Genomic DNA, 19732 nt, shown 5'->3' with positions numbered 1-19732 from the left:
CATGAGCCGATATTTCACCGAAGACCATGAATGGATCGACGTCGATGGCGACATCGGCACGGTCGGCATCTCCGACTACGCACAGGGGCAGCTGGGCGACATCGTGTTCGTCGACGTGCCCGAGGACGGAAAATCGCTGACTAAGGGCGACGAGGCCGCGGTGGTCGAATCGGTCAAGGCCGCGTCCGACGTCTATTCGCCGGTGTCGGGCAACGTGCTGGAGGGCAATCCCGCACTCGCCGACGAACCCGCGCTGGTGAACAGCGACCCGGAAGGGGAGGGCTGGTTCTTCAAGATTACGCTGACCGACCCGGCCGAGCTCGAAGAACTGATGGACGAGACCGCTTACGAGGCGTTCGTCGCGAAGCTCTGACACACAACACCGTTCAGAAAGAACGTCATGCGCTACCTGCCTCTGACCGACACCGACCGCGGCGAGATGCTCGCCGTCATCGGCGCGCCCTCGATCGACGACCTCTTCGTCGACGTGCCCGAAATCGCGCGGCTGGACGGGCCGATCCACGATCTGCCGATGCACGCCAGCGAACTGGCGGTCGAACGGCATATGTCGGCGCTGGCGAGGCGGAACCTGTCGGCGGGCGAGGCACCGTTTTTCCTCGGTTGCGGCGCGTACAAGCATCACGTGCCGGCCAGCGTCGATCACCTGATCCAGCGCGGTGAGTTCCTGACGGCCTACACGCCGTACCAGCCCGAGATCGCGCAGGGTACGCTGCAGATGCTGTTCGAATTCCAGACGCAGGTCGCGCGGCTGCTCGGCACCGACGTCGCCAACGCATCGATGTACGACGGATCGACCGCGTGCTGGGAAGCGATCGGCATGGCGCGGCGGATCACGAAGCGCGGCAAGGCGATCCTGTCGTCCGGGCTGCACCCGCACTACGTGTCGGTCGCGAAGACGATGGCGAAATACACCGGCGACGCGCTGGAAACGAGCGCCCCGACGCTGACCGCCGACACCGATATCGACACGCTGATCGCGGCGATCGATGCCGATACGTCATGCGTCGTCGTGCAATATCCCGATATCCTCGGCCGTATCGCCGACCTGCGCCCGCTGGCCGACGCGTGCCACGCGCACAAGGCGCTGCTGATCGCGGTGGTGACCGAGCCCGTAGCGCTGGGCGCGATCATGTCACCGGGCGAGATGGACGCGGATATCGTCGTCGGCGAAGGCCAGTCGATCGGCGTCGGACTGCAGTTCGGCGGGCCATACGTTGGCCTGTTCGGATGCAAGGACAAATATGTCCGCCAGATGCCGGGGCGCTTGTGCGGCGAGACGGTCGATGCCGATGGCCGCCGCGGTTTCGTCCTCACGCTCTCGACGCGCGAACAGCATATCCGCCGCGAGAAGGCGACGTCGAACATCTGCACCAACAGCGGCCTCTGCGCGCTGGCCTTTTCGGTCCACATGACATTGCTGGGCGAGGCTGGGCTGCGCGCGCTGGCGGCGACCAATCACGCGGGCGCGGTGGCCGCGGCGGAGCGGCTGGCGCAGGTGCCGGGCGTGCGCGTTATCAACGAGACGTTCTTCAACGAATTCACGGTCGATCTTGGGCAGGAGGCGCGGCCGATCGTCCGTGCATTGGCCGACCGGGGCATCCTCGCGGGAGTATCGCTCGGTCGGCTGTATCCGGGAGAGGACGCGCTCGCTAACGGGCTGGTGATCGCGGTTACCGAAACCACGACCGCGGAGGATGTGGAAACGCTCGCCGCGGCGCTGCAGGAGGTGCTGGCATGAACGCGATCAACCAGAGCGGCTGGCGTCCGACCGCACCGCAGCAGGGAAGCAGCGCCGCCCCGACCTTCACCGGCAACAAGGGACTGATGCTGGAAGAAGCGCTGATCTTCGAGATCGGCGACACGCACACCACGGGCGTGGAGGTCGCCGAACCGGTCACCGCGACGACAAAGCTCGGCAATCTCGCGCGGACCGCGCCGATCGGTCTTCCCGGCTTGTCGGAACCCGAAACGGTGCGCCACTACACCCGCCTCAGCCGCCAGAATTATGCGATCGACCTCGGCCTGTTCCCGCTCGGCAGTTGCACAATGAAGCACAATCCGCGCTTGAACGAAAAGGTCGCGCGGCTGCCCGGCTTTGCCGACATCCATCCGCTCCAGCCGGTCGACACCGTGCAGGGTGCGCTCGGCGTCATCAACGAACTGGCGGTATGGCTCATCAAGCTGACCGGAATGCACGGCGTTGCGATGAGCCCGAAGGCGGGCGCGCACGGCGAACTGTGCGGCATTCTGTGCATCAAGGCGGCGCTGGAGGCGCGCGGGGAGGGGCATCGCAAGGTCATCCTGGTTCCCGAAAGCGCGCATGGCACCAACCCCGCGACCGCCGCCTTCGCGGGCTTCAAGGTCGAGGACATTCCCGCGACCGCCCAGGGACGGGTGGACACCGCGGCGCTGAAGGCTCGGCTCGGCCCGGACGTGGCCGGGGTGATGATCACCAATCCCAACACCTGCGGTTTGTTCGAACGCGATCTGAAGGCGATTTCCGACGCGGTCCACGCCGCGGGCGGCTACGTTTATTGCGACGGCGCGAACTTCAACGCGATCGTCGGGCGCGTCCGCCCCGGCGACCTCGGCATCGATGCGATGCACATCAATTTGCACAAGACCTTTTCCACCCCGCATGGCGGCGGCGGGCCGGGATCGGGGCCGGTGGTGCTGTCGGAGGCGCTGTCGCCGTACGGCCCGCTGCCGTTTACCGAACGTTACGCCGACGGCCACATAACCCTGGTCGAGGAAGAGACGGTCGGCGACCGCCACCCTGACAGCTTCGGCCGGATGACCGCGTTTCACGGCCAGATGGGCATGTTCACGCGCGCGCTGACCTACATCCTCAGCCACGGTGCGGACGGCCTGCGGCAAGTTGCCGAGGATGCGGTGCTGAACGCGAATTACATCCTGCGCAGCCTCGACGGCGTGCTCGACGCGCCGTTCGGAGACAGCGGCCCGTGCATGCACGAGGCATTGTTCAGCGACGACAACCTCGCCGACGGTTTCTCAACGATCGATATCGCCAAGGGGCTGATCGACGAGGGGTATCACCCGATGACGATGTATTTCCCGCTCGTCGTCCACGGCGCAATGCTGGTCGAACCGACCGAAACGGAGTCGAAGGCCGCGCTCGACCAGTTCATCGGCGCGCTGCGCAGCGTCGCCGAACGCGCGAAGGCGGGGGACAAGGCGCTGAAGACCGCACCCCACTTCGCCCCAAGGTCACGGCTCGACGAAACGCTGGCGGCGAGGAAGCCCGTGCTGGTTTGGAAGGAGCCCGTGCCGGTGGCGGAGGCGGCGGAATAGCCTTAGCTTGCGGGTGCGAGATCTTCGGACGGATACGGACCCGCCCCACCCTCTGCGACGAACCGGTCGATCCGCGACTCCAGTACCGGCATCGGGACCGACCCGAGAGACAGGACCGTATCGTGAAACGCGCGGATATCGAATTTCGCGCCGAGCGCCTTTTCCGCCTTCACGCGCGCTTTCTGGATTGTCAGTTCGCCGATGTAGTAGCTCAGCGCCTGTCCTGGCCAGCCGATGTAGCGGTCGACTTCGGTGGTGATCTCGTGCTCCGACAATGCGGTATTGTCGCGGAAGTACTTCTGCGCCTGCTCGCGCGTCCAGCCCTTTGAATGGATGCCGGTGTCGATCACCAACCGCGCGGCGCGCCACATTTGGTAGCTGAGCATCCCGAAGCGTTCGTAGGGTGTCCGGTAGAAGCCCATCTCGTCACCCAGCCGCTCGGTGTAGAGCGCCCAGCCTTCGCCGTAAGCCGAGATATAACTGTTGCGGCGGAACGGCTTCAGCGCCGTGTTCTCGGCCGCCAACGGGATCTGGAACGCATGTCCCGGCGCGCTTTCGTGCAGCGTCAGCGCGGGTAGCTGGAACAGCGGGCGTGACGGCAGATTGTAGGTGTTGACCAGATATGTCCCCGGCCCGCCACGCCCCGCGGTGTAGAAGGGCGCGATGTCTGGCGGCACCTCGACGATCGCGAACCTTTGCCGGGGAAGGCGACCGAACCACTTCGCGGCCATCCCGTCGAAGCGTTTGGCGTGCCACGCGGCCTCCTTCATCAACTGGTCCGCGGTCCTGGAATAGAATTGCGGATCGGTGCGTAGGAAGTGCAGGAACTCAGGGAGGTCGCCCTTGAACCCGGCGTCGTTCTTCACGCCTTCCATCTCGGCGCGAATTTTCGCCACTTCGGACAGACCGAGCCGGTGGATCGCGTCGGGGGTCATGTCGAGCGTGGTGAAATTGCGAATGCGGCTGCGGTAATAGGCCGCGCCGTCCGGGTATTTCTCCGCCGCCAGCTCCTGCGTCAGGCCGGGGAAATAGCGCGTGCGCAGAAAGGCGAGCAGCGTCTTGTGCGCGGGGATGATTCGGTTCGCGATCGCGCGCTTCGCTTCGGCCTGTAGCGCCGCGCGGTTGGCCATCGCCGCAGGTAGTTTGGCGAAGGGTTCGTAATAGACAGTCTTGGTCGGATCGATCGCGGTGGCGATCGCCTCGACCGATTTCTCGCGTCCCTGCATCACGATCGCGGGCGGGGTGAAGCCGCGTTTCAGTCCGGCGTCCAGATTGTCGGTTTGCTGCGCCAGATACCGCGGCACCTCGCCCAGCCACGACAGATACGCGCGATAATCACGCTCGCCGTTCGCGAAATCGCCGCGCGCGACATAATGCAGGTCGGACCAGAAGGCGCTGTCGCCGTTGACCGGTTTCTCCCATTCGCGGAACTTCTCCTCGTCGATCAGCGCCGCGATCTGCGCGCGATAGACCTGCCAGTCGGTCAGCGTGTCCGGCGAAAGCCGCGCGCGGTCGATCGCGTCGAGCTTCGCCAGCACGTCGGTCCAATACGCCAGCCGCCGCGCGTGCGCCGGGGCGGAGACGTCGGGCAGATGTGCGTCCACCGTGCCGGGCGGACTGTCCGCGATCCGCTCCGCCTGTCGCCACGCCCATTCGGTCCGCCAGATGTCGTCGAACGTGGCGTCAGGAGATGGGGCCGCCGCGATGAGCGCGAACGGGGCGAGCAGGGCGAAGGAGCGATGCATCGGCGGACCGTGGCCGAAGCGCGACGCTGCTTCAACCTTGCGGGATCGCGGCGCGCGTTTCCTCCTGCCGCCGCCGATGTTCGCGCCAGACGATGTAAAGCCCTGACCCCACGATGATCGGTGCGCCGATCCACGTCGCGGCGATCGGCAACGTGCCGAAGACGAGCCACCCGAACAGCGTCGCCCACAGGAGCGCGGTATAGTCCATCGGCACGACCAGACTGACAGCGCCGCGGTTGAGCGATTCGGTCATCGCGATCTGCGCCACGCCGCCGATCGCGCCTATGCCCAACAGGATCGCCCACGTCGCTAGGTCATGCACCTGTGCGAAGAACGCATAGGCGATGCCCAGCGGTAGCAGCGACAGCGTGGAGAACCAGAAGACCGTGGTCAGCCCCGGCTCCGTCTTGCCGATCGTGCGCAGCAGGATCGACACGCTGGCGGTCAGGAGCGCGGCACCCATCCCGGTCAGCACGCCGAGCGGCGGGATATGACCGCCGCCCCACGGCTGCGTGACGATCATCACCCCGACAAACCCCGCCAGCACCGCCGCCCAACGCCGCCACCCGGTCGGTTCGGACAACACCACCGCGCCGAGGATCGTGGCGAAGATCGGCATCGAGAAACCGATCGTCGTCGCCTCCGCGAGCGGGAGCAGCAACAGGGTGGTGAAGGTTAGGGCCATCGCGCCGAGCCCGATCGCTGCGCGCAACACGTGCGCCGGGAAGCGGCGGGTGCGCAGCGATGCGAATCCCGGCCCAGACACGACGATCGTCGTCACCACCAAAGCCGCTCCGAATTGCCGGAAGAACAGGATTTCGGCCAGCGCCGCGCCGTGGGCTTCGGCCAGCTTGATCGCGACGTTCATCACCGCGAACAACACGACCGAGGTCAGGCGCAGCGCGATTGCGGGGAGGATGCTGTCCGGTCTGTTCACCGGCCGGGCAATGGCGGTCACTCGCGCGCGAAACAAGTTCGGGGTGACGAGTGAAGGCCGCGCCGCTATCCGCTGGCCGCATGATCAAACGAGCCCTTTCCGTCACCCGCGAAGCTGATTTCGCGGCCTGGTACCAATCCGTCATCGCCGAGGCCGATCTGGCCGAGGAATCGGGCGTCCGCGGCTGCATGGTCATTCGGCCGTGGGGTTACGGCATCTGGGAACGCATCCAGCGGCTGCTGGACGACCGGATCAAGGCGACGGGGCATGAGAATTGCTATTTCCCGCTGTTCATCCCGCTCTCCTATTTCGAGAAAGAGGCCGAGCACGTCGAGGGCTTCGCCAAGGAGATGGCGGTCGTCACGCACCACCGGCTGATCGCGGACGGCAGGGGTGGGCTGGTCCCCGATCCCGCCGCCAAGCTGGAGGAGCCGTTGGTCGTGCGGCCGACCAGCGAGACGGTCATCGGCGTGGCGTTCGCGCGCTGGGTGCAGTCGTGGCGCGATCTGCCGGTCCTCATCAACCAATGGGCGAATGTCGTGCGCTGGGAGATGCGGACTCGGATGTTCCTGCGCACGTCCGAATTCCTGTGGCAGGAGGGTCACACTGCGCACGCGACCGCCGACGAGGCGCGCGAGGAAACTTTGAAGATGCTCGAGGTGTACCGCGAGTTCGCGGAAACCTGTCTCGCGCTGCCGGTAGTCGCGGGCGAAAAGCCCGAGAACGAACGCTTCCCCGGCGCGGTCGCGACCTATTCGATCGAGGCGATGATGCAGGACGGGAAGGCGTTGCAGGCGGGCACGTCGCACTTCCTCGGCAACAATTTCGCCAGCGCGCAGAATATCAGGTTCCAGAACGCCGAAGGGCAATTGGAACTGGCGAACACTACGAGTTGGGGAGTGTCGACGCGGATGATCGGCGGGGTCATCATGGTCCACGGCGACGACGACGGCCTGCGCGTACCGCCGCGGATCGCGCCGTGGCAGGTGGTGATCGTGCCGATGTTGCGCGACACGCCCGAGGACGCCGCGCTGATCGATTATTGCAAAGGGCTTCAAGCCGATCTGGCGCGGCAATCCGCGCTGGGTGAACCGGTGCGCGCGCTGCTGGACCTGAAACCCGCCAAGGCCGCGACGAAGCGTTGGGGTTGGGTGAAGAAGGGCGCGCCGGTGATCGTCGAGGTCGGCGGGCGCGACATGGCGGGCGGCAACGTATCGGTCATCCGCCGCGACCGGCTGTATCAGGACGGCGGCAAGCTGGACAGCGCGGTGGTGGCGAAGGCCGATTTCGTCGGCGACGTCACGACGCTGCTGGAGGGCATCCAGACCGCGCTGCACACCGAGGCGACCGATCGGCTGAAAGCGAACATCGCACCGGTTGAGGACTGGTCGGGGGTCGAAGCGATGTTCGCCCCGACCGCTTCTGGCACCGACCGTCCCGGCTGGGCCGACGTGCGCTGGTCGAAACCGACCGGCGCGGCGCTCGACAAGGTGGTGGAGCGGTTGAAGGCGCTGAAACTGACGATCCGCAATGCGCCGATCGGGCAGACCGGCGACGATCACGGTCCGTGCATCTTCACCGGCGACCCCGCGGTCGAACGCGTGCTGATCGGGCGGTCATACTGATGGCGATCTGGCAACAGGCGTTCACGCTCGACCAACTCACCGCACTCGGCGCACACGCCTTGCCGGGACTGGTGGGAATCGAGTTCACCGAATTCGGCGATAACTGGATGCGCGCGCGGATGCCGGTCGATGCGCGGACGCACCAGCCCTTCGGGCGGCTTCACGGCGGCGCGTCGGTCGTGCTGGCGGAGACGGTCGCGTCGGTCGCGGGCAGCATGGCGGTGCCGGACGACAAGGTGACGGTCGGGCTGGAGATCAACGCCAATCACCTGCGCCCGGTCATGTCGGGGTACGTTCACGCCATCGCGACCGCCGAAACGCTTGGCCGCACGACGCAGGTGTGGACGATCAGGATCGAAAGCGACGACGGCAAACTGGTCTGTCTGTCGCGCATGACCGCCGCCGTCATCGCGCGTGCCGGATAAGGTCGGTCAGCCCACGGCACCGCGCTTTTTTCGGCGTGGGCGGCTATCGGAACGCGGTACGCTGGCGCTACGCGGGTTCGCGGTCATCGCGCTGATCGCGATCGCGCTGGGCGGGCATTGGTTCGACCGCGCGGGACTGAAGGACAATGTCGACGGGCATGTCTCGTTCGTCGACGTGGTCTATTTCACGGCGATCACGGTGACGACCGTGGGCTATGGCGACATCATTCCGGTGACCGATCGCGCACGGTTGTTCGATACGTTCATCGTCACGCCGATCCGCATCTTCATCTGGCTGATCTTCCTGGGATCGGCCTACAGTTTCGTCCTTCGGCAGGGTTGGGAAAGGTGGCGCATGGGGTTCGTGCAGCGGAGCCTTTCGGGGCATAGTATCGTCTGTGGCTTCGGTTCGACCGGTTCTTCCGCGGTTGCTGAACTTCTCGCCCGCGGCTGTGCGCCCGAGACGATCGTCGTCGTCGACGAAAACGCCAACAAACTGCGCGAGGCGGAGGCGCTGGGCGTGGCGACGGTCGAGGGCGACGCCAGCCACAATGCAGTGCTGGAGGCGGCGGGGATCGATCGCGCGCGCGCGGTGATCGTCACGCCGGGACGCGACGACAGTGCGATCCTGATCATGCTCAGCGCGCGTCGGCTCGCCCCGCATATCCCGGTCAGCGTCGGCATCCGCGCGACCGAGAATGAGGAGATCGCGCGCGAGGCGGGGGCGGACGTCATCATCAATTCGATCAGCCTGGGCGGGCAATTGCTGGCCGGATCGACCGCGGGGCCGAACATCGCCGATTATGTCGCCGATCTGGTGACGCGCGGCGGGCGGGTCGAATTGCGCGAACGCACCGTGACCGCGGAGGAATGCGGCTGCGACCCGGCGTCCTTACGCGACCGGCAGATCGTCCGCATCTACCGTGACGACAAGCCGATCGGTTTCTGGGAAGAGGCGGCGCGCCGGCTGGAGCCGGGCGATCACGTGATCGAGATCGTTCCGGCCAGAACCGCCGACCACGATGGTTGAACTACCGCGTCATTGATACTTTTCGAGCCAGATGATGCGCTCGATCGTCTTGTGCAGGATCGTACTGGAATACTCCAATCCGGCCGCGCTGCCGCCTCCTGCGCGATCGCCCGCGGCCTTGGCGGCAATGTCGCGGCTTTTGATCCAGGCGCCTTGCGACTGGCGCAGTTTCGCCTTTCTGCGCGTCGACAGGCGGTTCATCGCAGCCTGGTACGCCTGATTGAGGTGCCCGTCCTGACGATGGTTCTCTTCGCCCAGACAGCTCATCATCGCTGATGTGACGCCCTTCGCCGCGTCCCCGCTCGCCTGACACTGATTATAGGTTGAACTGAGCCTCTTCTCCGCTTCCGGCGACCATTGTGCCGCTGCGCTGGCGGCGACGCCCGCAAAGGCGAGGAGCAAGATGGCCTTACGCATGAAACTATCCTTCAATCCTCAAACGCGTACCGGCTCGACAGGCTCCTGAGTCGCGAACCAGTCCGCGACGCGCGCGCGTTCCCCGGCGGTCAGGCGCAGGCCGATCTTGCTGCGGCGATCGAGCGCGTCGTCGGCGCTGATCGCCCATTCGTGGTCGCGCATCCAGCGGGCCTCCACCTCGGTCAGCCCACCGCCAAGGTCCGCGCCCATGCCGGCCTCATCGCTGATTCCGGCCAGCATATCGGCGAGTTGCGCGCCGTAAGCGTGCGCCATCCGTGCCGATCGCTGTTCGCCAAGGAACGGCCACGTCGCATGAACCTGCGCGAGGAAGATCGGAAAGTCGGCGATTGCGCCGCCGGGAAACACGCGCGCGCGGGTGACCGGATGTGCGTTCAAGCCAAGCGCAGGGGCGAGTTTCTCCATCGCTTCTTCGGCCAGATGGCGCGCGGTGGTGATCTTGCCGCCGAATACGCTGAGCAGCGCGGGGCCGTTGGTGTCGAGTTCGAGCACATAGTCGCGCGTCACCGCTCGCGCCTCACTCGCACCGTCGTCATACAGCGGGCGGACGCCGGACCAAGTGGAGGTGACGTCGGCGGGCGTGATCTGGCGCACGAAATGCCGGTTCGCGGCCTCGCACAGATACGCGATCTCTTGCGGATCGATCTTCGCATCCTCGGGCCGTTCGACCGGCATGTCGGTCGTGCCGATCTCGGTCTGCCCCTGATACGGAATCGCGAAGACGATGCGCCGGTCGGGCTGTTGCAGAATGTACGCGTGGTCGCCGTCGAACAGTTTCGGCACGACGATGTGGCTGCCCTTGACCAGCCGGATGCCCGCCCCCGCATTGACCCCGGTCTTGCCCAGCGCCTCGACCACCCACGGCCCCGCCGCATTGACGATCGCGCGGGCGCGCACCTGTTCCGCGCCGTCCAGCGTGGCCAGCCAACTATCGCCATCGCGGCGCGCGCCGGTAAAGGCAGTGCGGGTACGAATGTCCGCGCCGTTGGCCGCCGCATCGACCGCGTTCAGCACGGTCAGTCGCGAATCGTCGACGAAGGCGTCGGAGTAGACAAAGCCTTTCCCGCCGCCCTTCAGCGGCTCGACATAAGCAGTGTCCTTCGCCTTCAATCCGCGCGAACGCCGCAGCGTCATCCTCCCGCCGAGAAAATCGTAGAGGTACAGCCCCAGCCGGACGAGCCACCACGGCCGCACGGCATTTTCGTGCGGCAGGACGAAACGCAGCGGGCGGATGATGTGCGGCGCGGCCTTCACCAGCCGCTCGCGTTCCCTGAGCGATTCCGCGACCAGCTTAAATTCGTAATATTCGAGATAGCGGATGCCGCCGTGGATCAGCTTGCTCGACGCCGACGAGGTATGGCTGGCCAGATCGTCGCGCTCGACCAGCAGCACCTTCGCGCCCAGCAGCGACGCTTCGCGCGCGATTGCGCACCCGTTGATGCCGCCGCCGATGATCAGCAGGTCGTATGTCGGCGTTGTCATGGGGTCAGTTCTTAGCGGGTGACGGTGGGCGCGCGAAACCCTATCTCGTGACGATGCGAAAGCCAAAGGCCGGGCTGCCCAGCCGCCAGCAAATCCTCGACTTCATCGAATCGTCCGATGTGCCCGCGGGCAAACGCGAAATTGCGAAGGCGTTTGGGCTGACCGCACAAGAGAAGATCGCACTCAAGGCGCAGCTGAAGGACATGGCCGACGAAGGCCTGATCGATTCGGCCCCCGGCCGCGCGTTCCACAAGATGGGCGGGCTGCCCAAGGTTACGGTGCTGCGCGTGGTCGATGTCGACGACGGCGGCAATATCTGGGCGGTGCCCGATCGGTGGGAGGCGGATACGCCTCAGCCAAGGTTGCGTGTTCGCGAACGGAAGCGCGGGAGTCTGGGCGTCGGCAACCGGCTGCTCGCGCGGACCGAGGAAGCCGGAAACGGCTGGATCGCGCATCCGATGAAGGTGCTGGCGGCGAGTTCCGAACAGCTGATCGGCGTGTTGCGCGCCGAGGGTGACCGGTTGTGGTTGCAGGGCATCGACAAGAAGGAACGGCGTGAGTTCGCGGTGTCCGATGCGGGCGATGCGCAGGCCGGCGATCTAGTGCTGGCGGAAAAGGCCGGGCGACCGCCGCGGATCACCGCGAAGGTGGTGCAGCGGCTGGGCGATCCGTTCGCGCCGCGCAGCTTTTCGCTGATCGCGATCCACAAGCTGGATATCCCGGACGTGTTTTCGGAAGAGGCGCTGGACGAGGCTGAGCGGGTGGCTAAGCAGCCGCTGGGAGAGGGCCGCGAAGACCTGACGCACCTGCCGATCGTCGCGATCGATCCCGCCGATGCGCGTGACCATGACGATGCGGTATGGGCCGCGCCCGACGACGATCCGGCAAACGTGGACGGGTGGAAGGCGATCGTCGCGATCGCCGACGTATCGTTCTACGTCCGGCCCGGATCGGCGCTCGATCGCGAGGCGCGGCGGCGGGGGAACTCGGTTTATTTCCCCGATCGCGTCGTGCCGATGCTGCCCGAAGTATTGTCGGCGGACGTGTGTTCGTTGAAGCAGGGCGAGGATCGCGCGGCGCTGGCGTGCCATCTGCAGATTTCGAAATCGGGGGTGCTGAAGGGGTGGCGGTTCAGCCGCGCGGTCGTGCGGATCGCGGCGAATATCGCCTATGAGGATGCGCAGGCGGCGATCGATGCCGGTGCGGGACCAATGCTCGACGCGCTCAATCCCCTCTGGGCCTGCTGGCGCGCGCTGGCGAAGGCGCGGGATGCGCGTCAGCCGCTCGAACTCGATCTGCCCGAACGCCGCGTTGTGCTGGACGAGAAGGGGCGGATCATGTCGGTTGCGCCGCGCGAACGGCTCGATTCGATGCGCGTGATCGAGGATTACATGATCGCCGCCAACGTCGCCGCGGCGAAGGCGCTGGAGGCGAAGAAAGCGCCGGTGATGTACCGCGTCCACGAACCGCCGAGCCGCGAAAAGCTGGTCGCCCTGAAGGACTATCTCGAGACGTTCGACGTGCCCTTCGCGCTGGGGCAGGTCGTGAAACCAGCGACATTCAACCACATCCTCGACCGCGTGGGCGACGCCGATTTCCGGCCGCAGGTGATGGAACAGGTGCTGCGCACGCAGACGCAGGCCTATTATGCGCCCGCCAACCACGGGCATTTCGGGCTGGGCCTTGGTAGCTACGGGCATTTCACGTCGCCGATCCGGCGCTATGCCGATCTGGTCGTTCACCGCGCCTTGGTCGCGGCCTATGCGCTCGGGCCGGGCGGCCTTGCGCCCGATGGCGGGGAGATGGAGCGGATCGGCACGTCGATCAGCCAGCTCGAACGCCGCGCGATGGAGGCCGAGCGCGACACGATCGACCGCTATGTCGCCGCATTCCTGGCCGAGCGCGTCGGGCAGGTGATGGAGACGCGAATCACCGGGGTCACGAACTTCGGCTTTTTCGCGACGGTCGAGGGGATCGGTGGCGACGGGCTGATGCCGGTGCGTGACCTGGGCGGCGAATACTTCCGTTTCGACGAAGGTGCGCGGACGCTGACCGGGGAGAACAGCGGCGATCAATATGCGCTGGGGCAGCGGCTGGAGATGCGGCTGGCGGAGGCGAATCCGGTGTCGGGCGCGCTGCGGTTCGAGCTGCCCGAGGGAAAGGGCGCGCTGCCGACGCGCGATCGCAGCGGCAAACCACGCCCGCTACATCGCCGCGGCCGCCCGGCGAACATCCGGCATCAGGGGAAGAAGAGATGACGACGATGCGGTTTGGTCTGGCTTTGGCGGCGCTGGCGATGGCCGGACCTGTGGGGGCGCAACTCGATCCGCCCGCGTGGACCCGCCCGATCGCGCCGTTCAACCTGATCGGGCCGGTCGACTATGTCGGGACCGAGGGGCTTGCCGCCTATCTGATCCACACGCGAAGTGGCGCGATCCTGATCGACGGAACGATGCCGCAGAACGCGGCGGCGATCGAACGAAGCGTCATCGCGCGCGGGGTCAAGATACGCGACGTAAAGTATCTGCTGCTGAGCCATGCGCATTTCGACCACGCCGGGGGTCTGGCGGCATTGAAGCGCGCGAGCGGTGCGAAGCTGGTCGTCGGCGCTGGGGACGCAGCGGCGGTGAACAGCGGCATTCCGCCCGGCGAAACCAACTATGGCGTGATCCGCTTTCCCGCCGCGAAGGTCGATCGCGCGATCCGCGACGGGGAGCGCGTGACGCTGAGCGGTGTGACGCTGACTGCGGTGGCGACACCGGGTCACACGCCGGGCTGCACGAGCTGGACGATGCAACTACCGGGACCGAAGCCGCTGAACGTGCTGTTCGCGTGCAGTGTCACGGTGGCGGGCAACAAGTTGGTTGGAAACAAGGCCTATCCCGGCATCGTCCCGGATTTCCGCCGCAGTTTCGATAGGCTCGGCGCGATGCAGGCCGATGTGGTGTTGCCGTTCCATCCCGAATCGGTCGACCTAATGGGACGAAAGGAGCGCAGCGCGCTGGTCGATCGCGCGGTGTTGCCGAAGATGGTGGCGGACGCGCGTATTGCGTTCGACGCGGACCTCGCCAAGCAATCGAAGTGATCGCCGAGGCTCGGGCGGAGGACGCTGCGGCGGTCGTGGAGCTTTGGGAGCGGTGCGGATCGACGCGGCCGTGGAACCCGCCGCAGCGTGATTTCGATCTGGCGCTGGCGGGCGCGACGTCGGCGGTACTGGTCGCGCGTGACGGCGATACGATCGTCGGGAGCGTGATGGTCGGTTTCGACGGGCATCGCGGCTGGGTCTATTACCTCGCGGTCTCGCCCGATCGACGCCGCGAGGGCTTGGGCCGCGCGTTGATGGCGGCAGCGGAGCGATGGCTGCGCGAGCGCGGCGCGCCGAAGCTGCAATTGATGGTGCGCGACGGCAACGACGATGCGCTGAGTTTCTATCGCGCGCTGGGATTCATCGATCAGCCGGTTGCGGTGCTTGGCCGTTTCCTCGATTGAGCGGGCATGACGATCCTGTACGGCATCCCGAATTGCGACACGGTGAAGAAGGCGCGCGCTTGGCTTGCCGAGCATGAGGTCGCCTACACCTTTCACGACTACAAGAAGGCGGGGGTCGACGAGGACGAACTGCGGCGTTGGGTCGATACGCTGGGTTGGGAGAAGCTGCTCAACCGGCAGGGCATGACATTCCGCAAGCTCCCCGATGAAGACAAGACGGATGTCGATACTGACAAGGCGATCCGGCTGATGCTGGCCCATCCCTCGGCGATCCGGCGGCCGGTGATCGTCAGCGGCGATGCGATCATCGTCGGTTTCGATCCCGCGCGATATCTTGATTTGCGTTAGACGAAAGTCCGGCGCATCCTTTCGAAAAAGAAGGGGTACGCAATGTCAGATTTTCGTCGCCCGGCGCCGCCGTGGTTCCGCATCGTTGCGATCATCCTGATCCTGTGGGGGCTGATCGGCTGCTGGTTCTGGTACACCCAATTCCGGTACGGAGCGGAATCGTGGGGGCCGGACATCACCGATTGGGACCGCGCCTTCTACGCCGCGCTGCCGGGCTGGTACAATGCGGTGTATTTCGTCGCGGTCGCTAGTGGTGCGGCTGGTGCGGTTGCTTTGTTGCTGCGATCTGGGCTTGCCGTGTCGTTGTTCGTCGTGTCGCTGGTCGCGGTGATAGTGATGTTCGGCTGGACCTTCGTCGCGACTGACCTGATCGCGCACAAGGGATTGCTGGTCGCGACGGGCTTCCCGGTCTTCATTGCGGTGGTCGCCGCGTATCAGGTCTGGCTCGCGAGGAGCGCGAAGGCGCGGGGGTGGATCGCCTGACGACGGCGGGCTAGACCCGCGCCCATGTCCACCACCTTCACGATCGACACCTCCACCAGCCGCGCGACGCCCGTCGCCGCGCCGATGAAGCGGCTGACCGTTCCTGCGATCCGCGATCGCAAGGGGAAGGAACCGCTGGTGATGCTGACCGCATACACGGTCCGCATGGCGCAATTGCTCGATCCGCACTGCGACATCCTGCTGGTCGGCGACAGCCTGGGGCAGGTGATCTACGGCTTTCCGTCGACGTTGCAGGTGACGCTCGACATGATGTGCGCGCACGGCGCGGCGGTGGTGCGCGGCAGTTATCATTCGGTGGTCGTGATCGACATGCCGTTCGGCAGCTACGAGGCATCGCCCGAGCACGCCTTCGTCTCCGCCTCACGAATCATGAGCGAGACGGGCGCGGCGGCGGTTAAGCTGGAGGGCGGGCAGGCGATGGCCCCGACGATCGCGTTCCTGTCGCAGCGCGGAATTCCGGTGATGGCGCATATCGGGCTGACCCCGCAGGCGGTGAACGCGCTGGGCGGATATGGCGCGCGCGGACGGACCAATGCCGAGCATGACCAGATCATCGCCGACGCGCGCGCGGTCGCCGACGCGGGCGCTTTCGCGATCGTCGCGGAGGGCGTGATCGAGCCGCTGGCGAAATCGATCACGGCCGAGGTTTCCTGCCCCGTAATCGGCATCGGCGCGTCGGCCGATTGCGACGGGCAGGTGCTGGTCGCGGAAGATATGCTCGGGCTGTTCGAGCGCACGCCGCGGTTCGTGAAGCGCTATGGCGACATGGCGGCGCATATCTCCGCAGCCGTCGAGACCTATGCGTCGGAGGTCAGATCGCGCGCGTTTCCGACGCCGGATCAGACGTATCAACCGAAGAAGTGACCGCGCTTCCGTTTCGCGCGGCGCACCGCTAAGAGACCCGCTTTCCCGATCCCCCCAGTTCCTGGTCCGGAGTGTCCCTTGGCTCTTACGCCGCAAAACAACGAAGCGTTCCTGCGCGAAGTCGACGAAGAATTGCGCAAGGATCAGGCGACGCAATTCTGGCAGCGCTATGGCAAATGGCTGATCGTCGGCGTCATCGCGGCGCTGGCGGCGTTCGCGGGCGTGCTGTTCTGGCAACACCAGCAGAAACAGAATGTCGGGCGCGAGGGCGAGAAGCTGCAACTGGCGTTCGACGATCTTGCGGCGGGCAAGGTGGATGCCGCGGGCAAGCCGCTGGCCGAACTCGCGACATCGAAGTCGGACGGGTATCGCGCAGCCGCGATCTTCAGCCAGGCGGATATCCTACTGCAAAAGAATGATCTGAAGGGCGCCGCCGCCAAGTTCGGAATGATCGCGGGCGACACGTCGCTGGCGAAACCGTTCCGTGACCTTGCTCTGATCCGCCAGACCTATGCCGAGTTCGACACGATCGCGCCTGACCGTGTCGTGTCGCGGCTGAACGGGTTAGCGGTGCCGGGCAATCCGTGGTTCGGCAGCGCGGGTGAACTGGTCGCCATCGCTTACCTGAAGCAGGGCAAGCGCGATCAGGCGGGGCGGCTGTTCGGACAGATCGCCAGCAGCGAGAGTGCGGCGCCGTCGATCCGTCAACGTGCGGTTCAGATGGCGGGCGTACTTGGGGTGGATGCGGTTCCGGCTGCAGAACAGAGCAAGGCCAAGTGATGAAGAAGACGATAGCCGCGCCGGTAATGATCGCGGCGATGTTGGCGGTCAGCGGCTGCGGCATTTTTAAGGGCGGCGGCAAGAAGACCCCGACGATCGGCAACCGCGTACCGATCCTGGTGTCCGAGAACGATGCCGAGGTCGACAAGACATTGGCCGATGTACAAGTGACCCTGCCCGCGCCGACCGTGAACGAGGCGTGGGCACAGCCGGGCGGCAGCCCGTCGAAGGCGATGGGTCACCTTGCGCTCGGCGACAGCCCGGTACGGCTGTGGAGCGCTGCGATCGATGGCGGGTCGAACCGCCAGCGGCTCGGCGCCGCGCCGGTGATCGCCGACGGCAAATTGTTCGTGGTCGATGTGGATGCGAACGTCCATGCTTTCACCGCGGACGGCGGGTCAAAATTGTGGACCGCGTCGCTGACGCAGAACGACGAAAATCGCTCGGCGCGGTTCGGCGGCGGTGTCAGCTATGACGAGGGCAAGGTCTTCGCGACCGATGGGTTAGGCGATGTCGTCGCGCTGAACGCAGCCGATGGTGCGGTCGTGTGGCGCGCCAAGCCCGGCGGGCCGCTGCGCGGTGCGCCGACCGTCGCCAACGGTCAGGTCTATGTGCTGAGCCAGGACAACCAGCTGTTCGCGTTGACCGTGGCCGAGGGCAAGGTCGAATGGACGCAGTCCGCCAGCCTCGAGACCCAGGGCGTGTTCGGCGTCGCGGCGCCCGCCGCGGAATCGGGCACGATCGTCGCAGGATTTTCCAGCGGCGAGTTGAACGCGTATCGCTACGAGAACGGCCGCACCTTGTGGCAGGACGCGCTGTCGCGCACGTCGATCTCGACCTCGGTATCGAGCCTGTCGGACATCGACGCCGATCCGGTGATCGCCGACGGCCGCGCCTATGCGGTCGGGCAGGGCGGTCGCATGGTCGCGGTGGAGATCGCCACCGGCCAGCGGCTGTGGGAGCAGAATTTCGCGAGCATCTCGACGCCGTGGATCGCGGGCGAGTGGCTGTTCGTCATTACCGACGACGCGCGGCTGATCTGCCTGTCGCGCGCCAATGGCAAGGTGCGGTGGATCACGCAGCTGCGCGGGTTCAAGAACGAGAAGAAGAAGTCGAACGCCTACACCTGGTTCGGCCCGGTGCTGGCGGGCAACCGGCTGTGGCTGACCAATTCGGCGGGCGAACTGGTCGCGGTATCGCCGACCGACGGCAGCAAGGGCGCGACGATCGAGGTGGGTGAACCGATCACCCTGCCGCCGGTTGTCGCCAACCAGACGCTATACGTACTCGACCAGAAGGGCCGCGTTTCCGCCTACAGGTGACGGCGCGTGCGATAGCGGGTAGGGGCACGCGAATGTCCCGCCTCCCAGTCGTCGCCATCGTCGGCCGTCCCAACGTCGGTAAATCGACGCTCTTCAATCGTCTCGTCGGTAAGAAGCTGGCGCTGGTCGACGATCGCCCCGGCGTGACGCGCGACCGGCGGGAAGGCGACGCGCATCTGCTGGGCCTCGATTTCCGCATCGTCGACACCGCGGGGTACGAGGATCATGACGCGCAGACGCTGCCTGGCCGGATGCGGATGCAGACCGAGGCTGCGGTCGCGTCGGCGGACGTCGCACTGTTCATGATCGATTCGCGCGCGGGCATCGTGCCGCTCGACGAGGAAATCGCGCGCTGGCTGCGGGGCTCCAAGACCCCGATAATGCTCGTCGCGAACAAGGCCGAGGGGCGCAGCGGCGATCAGGGCATCCTGGAATCGCTCTCGCTGGGCTTCGGCGATCCGGTGCAGATGTCGGCTGAGCACGGCGAGGGCGTCGCCGATCTGTTCGAGGCCTTGCTGCCGCACATCGAGGGCAAGGATGCGCCCGAGGAAGAGGAATTCGACGAGGCCGATCTGGATGCGCCGCTGAAACTGGCGATCGTCGGAAGGCCGAATGCGGGCAAGTCGACGCTGATCAACAAGATCCTGGGCGAGGACCGGATGATCACCGGGCCGGAAGCCGGGATCACGCGCGATTCGATCGCGATCGACTGGGAATGGCCGAGCCCCGACGGGCGGCTGCGCAAAGTGCGGCTGATCGACACCGCGGGGATGCGCAAGCGCGCCAAGGTGCAGGACAAATTGGAGAAGATGTCGGTCGAGGACGCGCTGCACGCGGTCGACTTCGCCGAGGTCGTCGTGCTGTTGCTCGATGCGACGCTGGGACTGGAGGCGCAGGATCTGCGGATCGCCGACAAGGTGCTGCAGGAGGGCCGCGCGCTGGTCATCGCGCTGAACAAATGGGACGTGGCGGAAAATGCGTCGTCGCTGTTCAACGGAGTGAAGCGCGCGCTGGAGGACGGTCTGAGCCAAGTGAAGGGCGTGACGGTGATGACCGTGTCGGGCGCGACCGGAAAGGGCATCGACCAGCTGTTGCAGGCGTGCTTCGACACGCGTGAGGCGTGGTCGCGGCGTGTGGGGACGGGTGAGCTGAACCGCTGGTTCGAACGTGCGACCGACGCCAATCCGCCGCCCGCACCGGGGGGCAAGCGGATCAAGCTGCGCTACGTCACGCAGGTGAAGACCCGCCCGCCTAGCTTCGTGATCTTCGGCACGCGGGTCGACCAGCTTCCGGCCAGCTATCAGCGCTATCTGATCAACTCGATGCGCAAGGATTTGAACTTCGGCGCGGTGCCGATCCGGCTGACGCTGCGCGCGCCGAAAAACCCTTTCGACAGCTGACGCTTACCTCCTG

19 protein-coding genes are annotated in these 19732 nt (G+C 65.9%); 15 read left to right on the top strand and 4 right to left on the bottom strand.

The annotated features are described in order from the left end of the window. Position 1 precedes the first annotated feature (1 nt). From gcvH to gcvPB, 3 genes are read left to right on the top strand one after another with little or no spacing between them, the layout of a single operon-like run. The gene (gene gcvH, locus M0208_RS04450) at positions 2 to 373 is read left to right on the top strand and encodes a glycine cleavage system protein GcvH (protein WP_258890526.1); all 372 of its coding nucleotides are present in this window, start codon (positions 2 to 4) and stop codon (positions 371 to 373) included. Between the two features lie 27 nt (positions 374 to 400). Continuing rightward, positions 401 to 1759, top strand: a complete 1359-nt coding sequence (gene gcvPA / locus M0208_RS04445) for an aminomethyl-transferring glycine dehydrogenase subunit GcvPA (RefSeq protein ID WP_258890525.1) — start codon at positions 401 to 403, stop codon at positions 1757 to 1759. Then, positions 1756 to 3333, top strand: coding sequence for an aminomethyl-transferring glycine dehydrogenase subunit GcvPB (gene gcvPB / locus M0208_RS04440; protein ID WP_258890524.1), 1578 nt, complete (start codon positions 1756 to 1758; stop codon positions 3331 to 3333). Before gcvPA ends, gcvPB begins: the two co-directional genes overlap by 4 nt. 2 nt (positions 3334 to 3335) lie before the next feature. Here gcvPB and M0208_RS04435 read toward each other — a convergent pair whose 3' ends face one another. Continuing rightward, positions 3336 to 5078: a DUF885 family protein gene (locus M0208_RS04435; RefSeq protein ID WP_258890523.1), complete on the bottom strand. Its 1743-nt coding sequence runs from the start codon at positions 5076 to 5078 to the stop codon at positions 3336 to 3338. 31 nt (positions 5079 to 5109) lie between these two features. Next, positions 5110 to 6036 (bottom strand): DMT family transporter, encoded by a 927-nt coding sequence (locus M0208_RS04430; protein WP_258890522.1) that lies wholly within the window; start codon positions 6034 to 6036, stop codon positions 5110 to 5112. A gap of 59 nt (positions 6037 to 6095) precedes the next feature. Here M0208_RS04430 and M0208_RS04425 point away from each other — a divergent pair, with 59 nt between their 5' ends. The 3 genes from M0208_RS04425 to M0208_RS04415 are packed head-to-tail and all read left to right on the top strand — an operon-like array spanning position 6096 to position 9095. Next, positions 6096 to 7640 (top strand): proline--tRNA ligase, encoded by a 1545-nt coding sequence (locus M0208_RS04425; RefSeq protein ID WP_258890521.1) that lies wholly within the window; start codon positions 6096 to 6098, stop codon positions 7638 to 7640. Continuing rightward, on the top strand, positions 7640 to 8065 hold the full coding sequence (locus tag M0208_RS04420; RefSeq protein WP_258890520.1) for a hotdog fold thioesterase: 426 nt from the start codon (positions 7640 to 7642) through the stop codon (positions 8063 to 8065). Before M0208_RS04425 ends, M0208_RS04420 begins: the two co-directional genes overlap by 1 nt. After that, positions 8055 to 9095 carry a TrkA family potassium uptake protein gene (locus tag M0208_RS04415; protein WP_258890519.1) on the top strand — a complete coding sequence of 347 codons (1041 nt, stop codon included), beginning with the start codon at positions 8055 to 8057 and terminating at the stop codon, positions 9093 to 9095. The genes M0208_RS04420 and M0208_RS04415 overlap by 11 nt, the downstream gene beginning before the upstream one ends. Before the next feature lie 9 nt (positions 9096 to 9104). Here M0208_RS04415 and M0208_RS04410 read toward each other — a convergent pair whose 3' ends face one another. Together M0208_RS04410 and glpD are read right to left on the bottom strand one after the other, a co-directional pair. Beyond that, positions 9105 to 9512, bottom strand: coding sequence for a lysozyme inhibitor LprI family protein (locus M0208_RS04410; RefSeq protein ID WP_258890518.1), 408 nt, complete (start codon positions 9510 to 9512; stop codon positions 9105 to 9107). A gap of 18 nt (positions 9513 to 9530) precedes the next feature. Then, the gene (gene glpD / locus M0208_RS04405; RefSeq protein ID WP_258890517.1) at positions 9531 to 11012 is read right to left on the bottom strand and encodes a glycerol-3-phosphate dehydrogenase; all 1482 of its coding nucleotides are present in this window, start codon (positions 11010 to 11012) and stop codon (positions 9531 to 9533) included. 53 nt (positions 11013 to 11065) lie between these two features. Here glpD and M0208_RS04400 point away from each other — a divergent pair, with 53 nt between their 5' ends. From M0208_RS04400 to der, 9 genes are all read left to right on the top strand, one after another. Continuing rightward, positions 11066 to 13270 carry a ribonuclease R family protein gene (locus M0208_RS04400; protein WP_258890516.1) on the top strand — a complete coding sequence of 735 codons (2205 nt, stop codon included), beginning with the start codon at positions 11066 to 11068 and terminating at the stop codon, positions 13268 to 13270. Further along, entirely contained in the window at positions 13267 to 14097 is an 831-nt protein-coding gene (bla, locus tag M0208_RS04395; RefSeq protein WP_258890515.1) for a subclass B3 metallo-beta-lactamase, read from the top strand. The genes M0208_RS04400 and bla overlap by 4 nt, the downstream gene beginning before the upstream one ends. Then, entirely contained in the window at positions 14094 to 14501 is a 408-nt protein-coding gene (locus tag M0208_RS04390; RefSeq protein ID WP_258890514.1) for a GNAT family acetyltransferase, read from the top strand. Before bla ends, M0208_RS04390 begins: the two co-directional genes overlap by 4 nt. 6 nt (positions 14502 to 14507) lie before the next feature. After that, a complete protein-coding gene (locus M0208_RS04385; protein ID WP_258890513.1) occupies positions 14508 to 14849 on the top strand; it encodes an ArsC family reductase in 342 nt (113 codons plus the stop codon). Positions 14850 to 14891: 42 nt separating this feature from the next. Further along, a complete protein-coding gene (locus M0208_RS04380; protein WP_258890512.1) occupies positions 14892 to 15332 on the top strand; it encodes a hypothetical protein in 441 nt (146 codons plus the stop codon). Between the two features lie 24 nt (positions 15333 to 15356). Continuing rightward, complete coding sequence (panB, locus tag M0208_RS04375; protein WP_258890511.1) at positions 15357 to 16217, top strand: 3-methyl-2-oxobutanoate hydroxymethyltransferase; 861 nt, start codon at positions 15357 to 15359, stop codon at positions 16215 to 16217. A gap of 78 nt (positions 16218 to 16295) precedes the next feature. Then, positions 16296 to 16997: a tetratricopeptide repeat protein gene (locus M0208_RS04370; RefSeq protein ID WP_258890510.1), complete on the top strand. Its 702-nt coding sequence runs from the start codon at positions 16296 to 16298 to the stop codon at positions 16995 to 16997. Next, positions 16997 to 18319 carry a PQQ-binding-like beta-propeller repeat protein gene (locus M0208_RS04365; protein WP_258890509.1) on the top strand — a complete coding sequence of 441 codons (1323 nt, stop codon included), beginning with the start codon at positions 16997 to 16999 and terminating at the stop codon, positions 18317 to 18319. The genes M0208_RS04370 and M0208_RS04365 overlap by 1 nt, the downstream gene beginning before the upstream one ends. A gap of 32 nt (positions 18320 to 18351) precedes the next feature. Continuing rightward, entirely contained in the window at positions 18352 to 19719 is a 1368-nt protein-coding gene (gene der / locus M0208_RS04360; RefSeq protein ID WP_258890508.1) for a ribosome biogenesis GTPase Der, read from the top strand. The last annotated feature ends 13 nt before the right edge of the window (positions 19720 to 19732 follow it).

This window comes from Sphingomonas sp. SUN019 (assembly GCF_024758705.1).
Taxonomy (GTDB): domain Bacteria; phylum Pseudomonadota; class Alphaproteobacteria; order Sphingomonadales; family Sphingomonadaceae; genus Sphingomonas.
The sequence above is the reverse complement of the archived record's forward strand: the minus strand, read 5'-3'. Positions and strand labels throughout refer to the sequence as shown.

Coding starts and splice junctions, on each gene's coding strand:
- M0208_RS04380 (WP_258890512.1), top strand. CDS start 14,892: ATGTCAGATTTTCGTCGCCCGGCGCCGCCGTGGTTCCGCATCGTTGCG.
- bla (WP_258890515.1), top strand. CDS start 13,267: ATGACGACGATGCGGTTTGGTCTGGCTTTGGCGGCGCTGGCGATGGCC.
- M0208_RS04400 (WP_258890516.1), top strand. CDS start 11,066: ATGCGAAAGCCAAAGGCCGGGCTGCCCAGCCGCCAGCAAATCCTCGAC.
- der (WP_258890508.1), top strand. CDS start 18,352: ATGTCCCGCCTCCCAGTCGTCGCCATCGTCGGCCGTCCCAACGTCGGT.
- gcvPA (WP_258890525.1), top strand. CDS start 401: ATGCGCTACCTGCCTCTGACCGACACCGACCGCGGCGAGATGCTCGCC.
- M0208_RS04385 (WP_258890513.1), top strand. CDS start 14,508: ATGACGATCCTGTACGGCATCCCGAATTGCGACACGGTGAAGAAGGCG.
- gcvH (WP_258890526.1), top strand. CDS start 2: ATGAGCCGATATTTCACCGAAGACCATGAATGGATCGACGTCGATGGC.
- panB (WP_258890511.1), top strand. CDS start 15,357: ATGTCCACCACCTTCACGATCGACACCTCCACCAGCCGCGCGACGCCC.
- M0208_RS04425 (WP_258890521.1), top strand. CDS start 6,096: ATGATCAAACGAGCCCTTTCCGTCACCCGCGAAGCTGATTTCGCGGCC.
- M0208_RS04435 (WP_258890523.1), bottom strand. CDS start 5,078: ATGCATCGCTCCTTCGCCCTGCTCGCCCCGTTCGCGCTCATCGCGGCG.
- glpD (WP_258890517.1), bottom strand. CDS start 11,012: ATGACAACGCCGACATACGACCTGCTGATCATCGGCGGCGGCATCAAC.
- M0208_RS04420 (WP_258890520.1), top strand. CDS start 7,640: ATGGCGATCTGGCAACAGGCGTTCACGCTCGACCAACTCACCGCACTC.
- M0208_RS04410 (WP_258890518.1), bottom strand. CDS start 9,512: ATGCGTAAGGCCATCTTGCTCCTCGCCTTTGCGGGCGTCGCCGCCAGC.
- M0208_RS04365 (WP_258890509.1), top strand. CDS start 16,997: ATGAAGAAGACGATAGCCGCGCCGGTAATGATCGCGGCGATGTTGGCG.
- gcvPB (WP_258890524.1), top strand. CDS start 1,756: ATGAACGCGATCAACCAGAGCGGCTGGCGTCCGACCGCACCGCAGCAG.